2 protein-coding genes are annotated in these 1,401 nt (G+C 30.4%); both read right to left on the bottom strand.

Annotated elements, in window-relative coordinates; translation table 11 throughout:
* Positions 1-237: 237 nt before the first annotated feature.
* Positions 238-771: an SMI1/KNR4 family protein gene (locus tag HMPREF2700_RS00045; protein ID WP_070589025.1), complete on the bottom strand. Its 534-nt coding sequence runs from the start codon at positions 769-771 to the stop codon at positions 238-240.
* Between the two features lie 22 nt (positions 772-793).
* On the bottom strand, positions 794-1,401 hold a 608-nt coding region (locus HMPREF2700_RS00040; protein WP_141745802.1), incomplete at its 5' end, for an RHS repeat-associated core domain-containing protein.

The following is a 1,401-nucleotide window of genomic DNA, read 5'->3' as shown; positions in this document are numbered from 1 at the left end:
TACTGCCGTTGCGGTTTTCTATTTTAATGAGTTGATTCAAGCCATTCCAATTGTAGCCTATTGTTTTGTTATTCCAGGTTTTATTGATGATGTTGTTAGCGGGATCGTAATACCTTATATTAGATTTTGAATTCAATAAATCCTTACTTCCGTATCGATATTCACAGTACAAAGTCTCAAGGATTACTAACATTATATCAATGAAAGAATTTTAGTATTCTTATATTAAGAAAACAATTAGCATTCAGATGTAAGCATATTCAAAAAATCTTTTAAATTATTTGAAACGCATTCAATATTTTCAAAATATTGAATGCCACTTTCTTCTGCCTCAAAATCATGAAACCAGTAAAATATTTTAGACGCATACTCGTCTTTTATACCAATTAAAATTAAATCTCCACCTCCTGCAGATGCAATAGGTAACATTGATGATGGATATCTATCATTATACATATTTAAATGCCACTCAATAGATTCTTCTAATTTAGGATTATTAAATAATCCAAAAAAGAAATTTAAAACCCTACCATCTAAAAAACAACTATTATTTGGTATTCCTCCATTATGTTTTTCTAAAAATTCCTTATATTCATCTGGTAATAATAAATTATGCTCATTTTCAAATTTTAAAACATCATCACATGAAGCTGTTTGATGGGCATTCAAAAATAGATACCTTTTGATAGCTTTCTTACTTAACTGACCTTCATTACTCTCTAAATCTTTAATTTCTTCTTCTGACTTACCAAATTTTAAAATTTCAACCATTTATATACTCCATAAATTAATATTAACGTTTTCTTGTTCCACATACCACAGCACCACCAGTATGTTTAATTGCAACATGGAGATCATATGGAATCAACTGAATTTTTCCATTTTTTTCTGTATGATACCAAATGGATCTCTTGCCATCTATTATCATATTTCCTTTATCTTTATAATTATTACTATTACCAAATGCTATTCTATTTGCTTGACTAAAATCTTTGCTATCTGAAATGAATCCTCCGGGTAAATTAACTGTTCTTATTGCATATCTGGAAAAATCTGGAAATCCCATCATATTAAAAGGAACCCCATGTTGATATTTTAATGATAATCCTGGATATTTTTTTAAAATATTTTGATTAACATCTTTCATGGTCATAGTTTTACCTGCAAAACATGAATTTATAGGGAATTTACCATTTATTTTTTGGGGAGCACTAGGGCCATGTCGAACTGCAAAACTAGATTTTGATGCTAATCCAAATGGATCAACCCATTCTATTGGATTAGGAGCATAAATATAAACATTTATCCCGCCTATCAACCCAATCGGATCCTGACTCACAAACCTCCCGATTTCAGGGTCGTAATACCGGAAACGGTTGTAGTGCAGCCCGCTTTCTTCGT

It is taken from the genome of Neisseria sp. HMSC068C04 (assembly GCF_001810105.1).
Lineage (GTDB): Bacteria > Pseudomonadota > Gammaproteobacteria > Burkholderiales > Neisseriaceae > Neisseria > Neisseria flavescens_B.
Note: the sequence above shows the minus strand (reverse complement) of the source record. Positions and strands in the feature narration are given on the sequence as shown.